The organism is Providencia sp. JGM181 (assembly GCF_018257375.1).
Classification (GTDB): Bacteria; Pseudomonadota; Gammaproteobacteria; order Enterobacterales; family Enterobacteriaceae; genus Providencia; species Providencia lanzhouensis.
This window is the reverse complement of record NZ_JAERJY010000159.1, coordinates 1-7,792: the sequence shown is the minus strand read 5'-3', so window position 1 is coordinate 7,792 and position 7,792 is coordinate 1. Positions and strand designations below refer to the sequence as shown.

6 protein-coding genes are annotated in these 7,792 nt (G+C 41.2%); 3 read left to right on the top strand and 3 right to left on the bottom strand.

The window, feature by feature from the left end; genetic code table 11:
* Positions 1-278: 278 nt before the first annotated feature.
* On the top strand, positions 279-1,925 hold the full coding sequence (locus JK188_RS15370; protein WP_211886975.1) for a fumarate hydratase: 1,647 nt from the start codon (positions 279-281) through the stop codon (positions 1,923-1,925).
* Between the two features lie 78 nt (positions 1,926-2,003).
* Here the strand turns inward: JK188_RS15370 and JK188_RS15365 are convergent, their stop codons facing one another.
* Positions 2,004-3,140: an agmatine deiminase family protein gene (locus tag JK188_RS15365; RefSeq protein ID WP_211886973.1), complete on the bottom strand. Its 1,137-nt coding sequence runs from the start codon at positions 3,138-3,140 to the stop codon at positions 2,004-2,006.
* A 133-nt stretch (positions 3,141-3,273) separates the two neighbouring features.
* Here JK188_RS15365 and JK188_RS15360 point away from each other — a divergent pair, with 133 nt between their 5' ends.
* A complete protein-coding gene (locus JK188_RS15360) occupies positions 3,274-4,143 on the top strand; it encodes a LysR substrate-binding domain-containing protein (RefSeq protein WP_211886971.1) in 870 nt (289 codons plus the stop codon).
* A gap of 41 nt (positions 4,144-4,184) precedes the next feature.
* Here the strand turns inward: JK188_RS15360 and JK188_RS15355 are convergent, their stop codons facing one another.
* Positions 4,185-5,537, bottom strand: coding sequence for a polysaccharide deacetylase family protein (locus JK188_RS15355; RefSeq protein WP_211886969.1), 1,353 nt, complete (start codon positions 5,535-5,537; stop codon positions 4,185-4,187).
* 286 nt (positions 5,538-5,823) lie between these two features.
* Positions 5,824-6,522: an L-ribulose-5-phosphate 4-epimerase gene (gene araD, locus JK188_RS15350; RefSeq protein ID WP_211886967.1), complete on the bottom strand. Its 699-nt coding sequence runs from the start codon at positions 6,520-6,522 to the stop codon at positions 5,824-5,826.
* Positions 6,523-7,059: 537 nt separating this feature from the next.
* On the opposite strand from araD, the gene JK188_RS15345 reads away from it, so the two are divergent.
* A partial coding sequence (locus tag JK188_RS15345; RefSeq protein WP_211888665.1) for a DeoR/GlpR family DNA-binding transcription regulator occupies positions 7,060-7,792 on the top strand: 733 nt, incomplete at its 3' end.

Below are 7,792 nucleotides of genomic sequence, written 5' to 3'. Positions count from 1 at the left end.
CATGAATAACAAATAGTTAAACCCAATACCCATAATTAATTTATGTGATTAGCTTCATACTTTGAATTTGAATATTAGTTTCTTGGCAAAGTTTAACCAAAGTCATATTTTCTTTTACATCCCTTTGAATATAATGGGTAATTATTCTAATTACATTCAGACTATTATCCCTATAAACGATTATCCCGCCTGACAAAACAAGCGGCATTTAGAATAAAAAGCCTATAAATAATTTATTTCTTATATTTTCCGCTAAAATTAATATGTGAGTGAGCAAAATGGCTAATAAAGAGTTTTTTTACCAAGAACCTTATCCGTTGTCTGAGGATAAAACTGAATATTACCAAGTCTCTGATAAATATGTTTCTGTAGAGCAATTTGCTGGGAAGCAAATGCTAAAAATCGAGCCAGAGGCTTTAACCCTTCTTGCTGAACATGCAATTTATGAATCCCAATTCTTTTTAAGACCTGCCCACCAAAAACAAGTCGCCGCGATTTTGCACGATCCAGAAGCCAGTGAAAACGACAAGTATGTCGCACTGCAATTACTGCGTAACGCCGAGATTTCTGCGAAAGGTATTCTGCCAAACTGTCAGGATACGGGAACCGTTGCCGTCGTCGGGAAAAAAGGCCAACAAGTTTGGACTGGCTGTGATGACGAAGAATACCTCTCACGAGGCATTTATAACGTTTTCCAACACGAAAACCTGCGTTTTTCGCAAAATGCCCCGCTGGATATGTTCAACGAAGTCAATACAGGCACCAACTTGCCCGCGCAATTTGATATTTTTGCCACCACGGGTGATGAATACCATTTCTTGTTTGTTAACAAAGGCGGCGGTTCTGCAAATAAATCTGCCCTTTATCAAGAAACTAAAGCAACGCTGACCCCGGCTAAGTTGAAAAACTTCTTAGTTGAGAAAATGAGAAACTTAGGGACAACCGCTTGCCCACCGTATCATATCGCATTCGTTATCGGCGGTACTTCCGCAGAAACCACGCTGAAAACAGCCAAACTGGCTTCAGCAAAATACTATGATAACCTGCCAACGACAGGTAATGAGTATGGCCGTGCATTCCGTGATGTTGAGCTAGAAAATGAGTTATTAGAAGCGTCACGCCATCTCGGCTTTGGTGCGCAATTCGGCGGTAAATACTTTGCCCACGATGTGCGTGTTATTCGCTTGCCTCGCCATGGTGCTTCTTGCCCGATCGGTTTAGCCATTTCTTGCTCTGCTGATCGCAATATCAAAGCAAAAATCACCAAAGACGGCCTATGGCTGGAGAAAATGGAGCATAACCCAGCGCAATATATCCCTGAATCGATGCGACATCAGGCAGAAGGAACCGTAGTTCATATCGACCTCAACCGCCCAATGAAAGATATTTTGGCCGAGTTGAGTAAACACCCTGTATCGACCCGTGTATCCCTCAGTGGTCCACTGATCATCGCTCGCGATATCGCCCATACCAAACTCAAAGAGCGCTTAGATAATGGTGAAGACTTACCACAATACTTTAAAGATCATATGGTCTATTACGCAGGTCCTGCGAAAAAACCTGAAGATATGGTGTCGGGTTCTTTAGGCCCAACAACGGGTAACCGTATGGACCCATACGTTGACCTATTCCAATCCCATGGCGGTAGTATGTTAATGTTGGCAAAAGGTAACCGTACCCAAGCCGTGACTGACGCCTGTAAAAAACACGGCGGTTTTTACCTTGGTAGCATTGGCGGCTCCGCGGCTATTTTGGCCCAAGAATTCGTGAAAAGCTTAAATTGCCTCGAATACCCAGAGTTAGGTATGGAAGCGGTCTGGAAAATGGAAGTGGAAGGGTTGCCTGCCTTTATTCTGGTGGATGATAAAGGTAATAACTTCTTTGATATTGTGCAGAATGACACCTGCAAGAAATGCGTTAAATAATGACCTAGTACGATAAATCTTCCACATCATTGCCTACTTTACTCACATTAAAGTAGGCAATTTTTTGTTTCGCGCTTTTTATCTTCGGCCATTATGCACGGGTAATTGGTGAGTTACACAGTGTATCCCACCCCCTCCCGCTGCAATGACATCAATATTAAGCATGATAATGTCTCGGTCTGGGTATAACATCTCAAGGAGCTGCTTCGCATCATCATCAGCCTGATTGTCCCCAAATTCAGGTGCAATAACGGCACCATTAATAACAAAGTAATTAATATAACCTGCGGCAAAATCAGGGTTATTTAGGCTAAAACGAGTTTGGCGCAGAACGCTAGGCGGCGACATCGTATAAATTTTCAGTTTTCGGCCGCCAGCATCCGTCGCATTTTCCAAAATCTCCATGTGCTTACGTGTGACTTCATAATCAAAGGAGTTCGGATCATTATCGAGATTCATCAAAACAACCCCTGGCTTTACAAAACGCGCATAGAAATCAACATGCGCATCCGTAATGTCTTTCCCTTTAATACCTGGCAACCAGATGATTTTACGTAGTCCTAATGCTTTTTTTAGCTCTTCCTCTATCTGATCTCGGGTTAAATTAGGGTTTCGATTATCATTTATCCAACTACTTTCCGTCATCATCCCTGTACCATGACCATCAACCTCAATCCCTCCCCCCTCTCCATTTAAGCGACTGATAAATGGGGTAATCACACCAAAATGCTGTGCTTGAAATTTTGCCAATTGGGTATCGTGATAATGTTGCTGCTTATTACCCCAACCATTGAAATTAAAATCAACGGCATTGAGCTCCCCTTTTGGATTAACCACAAAATTGGCTCCGATATCACGCATCCATATATCATCGAGCTCTGTCGTGATAAAACGCGTATTTTGGCTACCACACATTTTCTCAGCTAACTGACGCTCATTTTCTCGACAAAAAACCACCACTGGCTGGTACTTAGCAATCGCTTTAGCGATGCTCCCTAATGTTATTTGCACATCTGTAGTGAATTCACCCCAAATTGCTTTTTGGGCGCCGAAGGCAATGAAAGCACACTGCTGTAATTCCCCTTCATCTGGCATCATTCCCCATTTTTCACTCCGCGAATTCCCTATTGCAGCCGTTGATATGCCAAAAGAGACTGCAACGCCTATAGCACTAATGACTGAGGTTTGTCGGATAAACTGACGACGAGTCTGCATACTGGGTTCCTTAATACTCATTATGATAAGTAATACTATTCAGTGATTTTCAATACACCTATCTTAATGCCCTTGATAGCAATAAAACTAACGATATAATTAGCGCACAACTGATTAGACGAGCTTATCAAGCATGCTAAAATATTGGCCACCATTAAATGCATTACGCGGGTTTGAAGCGGCCGCCCGATTGGGAAGTTTCCATCAAGCCGCAGCGCAATTGCATGTCACACAATCTGCAATTAGTCAGCAAATTCGTAGTTTAGAAAGCCAGCTTGAGCAGCCACTATTTATTCGACAAGGACGCCGTGTCACGCTCACGGATGCCGGGCAGGATTTTTACACTAGTGTTCAGGATACATTGAAACAATTAGCGATTGGGGTACGCAGGCTCGATCAGTATCGAAAATCTAACCAACTTATTGTGAACACAACGCCTGCATTTGCTCGTCACTGGCTATTACCTCGACTTGGACAGTTTCAACAACAACACCCTGACATTGATATCTGGTTATTCACTACCTATGACGCACCAAATATGGAAATGGAAACGATTGATATTGCTATCCGTGATGACCTAGCCATACAAAATGAATGTACTTTTGAAGTGTTATATCAGGATAGTCTCTACCCAGCTTGCCACCCTAGTCTGCTTGGTGCTAAATCGCCCTTAACGCTACACGGCGAGCGAGAAATGGATTGGAGTAACTGGGTTATTGGCGGTGGTGAATCGGTTGGACAATCACAAAAAGGAGTGAACTTTTCAGATCCTAGTCTGTTATTAGATGCCGTCAGTCAAGGATTGGGGATCGGATTAGTCAGTCAATTACTCGCTGCACACGCTCTAAATTCAGGGCAATTAATTCCACTTACAGAGCAGCGCGTAACAGGCGCTAAATGGGCATGGCTAATTCATAAAGACGCTGAACTCAACCCATTAACACAATATTTCCGCCAATGGTTAACAGCCGAAATGGCAACATGTTCAGCGCAAAGCGAATAAAACCTTGGGCCTTTTTCGTGCTGCACCCAAGGTCTTTTAACTTATTTATCAACGACAACGTTCTTATTCACCACATCCTGTTCGCTATTGCCTACCATCAAAGCAAATTTGCTAATCGGGTCAGTGCTGTAGGCGTACAGGCGTTTTAGTGCATAAGGGTTATCACCGAGCTTGACCTTACCTTGGATGGTAGACACCGCAATATGTAAGCCTGCTTCTTTTGCCGCATCAATCGCCGTTTGGTTATAGGCGCCGAACGGGTAAGCTAAATAACGCTGGTCTTTTTCGAATTTCGCCAACGCTTTCATTGAACGTTTAAAATCCAGCATAATAGTGTGCTCTTTACGGCTAAAAATAATCGGGTTATTACGGTTATCTAAGCGATGTAAAAAGTGAGTATGAGATTGAATGTTGAAAACATCTTGGCTCTCTTTAATTTCCTGTTTACTCATAAATTGCAGAGAATCCGGATCCCATTTTTGCGGCTGAGTTTTTATGCGCGAAGAGATGACAAACAGCGTCGCCTGTTGCTGGTTATCTCTTAAAATAGGCAATGCATAGCGATAAACGGATTTAAGCCCGTCATCAAACGTGAGTACCACAGCACGCCCAGGTAAATTTGCATTCTTATTTAAATAACCTTCCACATCTTCGAGCGATAATGTTTGATACCCCATCTCTTTGAGGTAATTCATTTGCTCACGAAAAGCATCAACCGAGGTTGTCGTCGAAGTATGGCGAAAGTTTTTATTTTCACTGTCCTCGAGAATATGGTGATAAGTAAAAATAGGAATGCCTTTATCAATCGCCACATCATCTAAGCGAACATAACCCAAGCGATCACCGAGACGAATGGTTAACCATGAGGTTTTGTCCCCATCTTCATCCGTTTTGATCATTCGAGCCAACACGGGATAGCGAAGATTTTCCCATAAAGAGGCGATTTGCCGCGAATCTTCGTCAGTTGCACTGAATACTGGCGTTTTTTGGCTTGTAATCAAATAGTCATAAACTGGGTTTTTAAGATCGTTTAAACGGTCATCTTCAGGGATATTCCGAGGCTTCTTTTTGGATATCTGAGTGCTTTTAACATAAGCGAAATCATTACCAAACTGTAGGGCATTATAGTCACCATTTGGACTATAGGCGTAAAAGCCATTGTCTGGATTGATCTCTCCAACAATACGCATTTGACCGCCTACAATAGCAAAGATGTTTTCTGGCGCTTTTGTCTGAATCAATTTGGGAGGTACATCTACAAGCTCCCAATTATCAAGATTGATCGCTTTTGAACCACTGATAATTAAATTATTATTTTTTATATCCGCAGCATGTGAAACAGAAAAAAGATTAACGAAAAAGGTCAAAAATAGAAAAAGTACTCGATTAGACATGTCCTTTCCACTCAGTATCACCAATACACCGCGCCAGTTTAAACCGACTTACAATTTAACCCTATACCCTGATAAAAATATTTTTGCATGGCAAAGCCACGATAATATTTCCGTGGCCGTTGTTATAGGTAATTTGTTATAGATAATTTGCTATAGGTAATTGTATATGGCATTCAATAGACACTGAGCGAGTTAAAACCTTTCAATTAAATGAAAAATAAATTTATCAACTTATTAACAATAAAATGAATAGTCTTAAAATAACGTACTTAAAAAGAAATAAACTCTACTTTTGTCCGTAATACGCATTTTTCCCATGTTTACGTAAATAATGCTTATCCAGTAATTCTTGCTGCATATCGTCAATTTGAGGTGTCAATTGACGCGTAAATAAATTCATATACGCAATCTCTTCCAATACCACTGCATTGTGTACCGCATTATGAGCATCTTTACCCCAAGCGAAAGGACCGTGGCTATGGACTAATACCGCGGGAATATCCTTTGCAGAAATTCCGAGCTGTTTAAATGTTTCAATAATCACATGCCCAGTTTCTCTCTCATATTCACCCGCTATCTCACTTTCTGTCATTTTACGGGTGCAAGGTATTTCACCATAAAAATAATCGGCATGTGTAGTGCCTAATGCACTTAGTGGTAGGCCAGCTTGTGCCCAAATAGTTGCATGGCGCGAATGGGTATGAACGATACCACCAATCTCGGGAAAAGCTTGATATAGCGCTAAATGGGTATCAGTGTCAGAAGAAGGCTTATATTTTCCTTCGATGACTTCACCAGTGGTTAATGAAACAACCACCATGTCATCCGCTTTCATGGTTTCATAATCCACCCCGGAAGGCTTAATCACCATCAAACCGGCTTCGCGGTCTACTCCACTTACGTTACCCCACGTAAACGTCACTAGCTTATGTTTGGGTAATTCAAGATTCGCCTCAAATACTTGCTGTTTTAATGTTTCCAGCATGATTACCTCCCTAGGTGTAAAAAGATGGCGTGAATACGATATGAAAATAGCGAGTCATATCAACGACAAGGTTCTCTTTTATTCTCTATTTACTGTCGATGAATAGACGTTATTCTGATTATTAAGGTAAACAGATTTAGCTGAATAAAAAAGCCCAGCACTTTACAAATCATTAACAAAACAACATAAATCAGTCACACTCGGTCACAATCGGTCTAACTAAAACAAAAATACGCCTACTAAAAATGCCCGAATATGTGAAAGTTGATTAATGATTCGTCTAGTTTCTGACTATATACCGCCATATTTAGTGATCTGATTAACGATAAAAATGAAAATATAAATACTTGTTTCATATAAACGTGACCAATGACTCTATAAATAGCTTTGTTTGTTTCTATCCGTTATTACATGAGTCGAATCACGACAAAAAAAATTCAGCGCTGGCACACTATTTATCGTGGAAAGAATGTTTATCGCGGAAAGAATGTTTGTCACAGAAATAATAAATGCCATGGGCTGAATAGGAGTTTTGAGATGCTACAAGCTGAACGCCACCGATTAATTTGCTCCCATGTTTCTCAACATGGCTCAGCGTTAGTGCGCGATTTAGCTCAACTTTGTCACGTCTCTCAAGAAACTATTCGCCGGGATTTAACGGTACTAGAACGTGAAAAACGTTTAATTCGTAGTTTTGGCGGTGCGGTTGCCACTGAACAAGATGAAAGCCCGGTACTGAATGTAATGCCCTCTTCGGTCAAACTTAGTCAGATGGTCGATGGTGCAGAATCCTTTCGTAAGAGAACGGAAGAGAACCCAGATGCGAAAATGAAAATCGCCAAAGCAGCATTGAAGTTTATTCAGCCGGGTGACTGCATCATGATGGATAACAGCAGCACATGCTGGTTTCTGGCGAGGCAAATACCCGATATCGATATTACGGTGGTCACCAACTCCGTCAAAATCATTCAAGCATTAGCATGCCGAGACCGCGTTCGCGTCATTGGCATTGGTGGAGAGTATTCAGAACGCCATGATGATTTTCATGGTCCCATTTCTGAAAGTATTATCCGTAGCTTTCAAATTAAAACGTTATTTTTATCATGCCAAGGATTCAATATTGAAACTGGCGTTCGAGATGGCAGTGAAGTTAATGCCAAATTAAAAAATATTATGATTCAAGTTTCTGAGAATTGTGTGTTATTAGCGGATAATAATAAATTAGACCAATATGCTTTTAGCCAAGTTTGTACCTTAAATGATATTAACG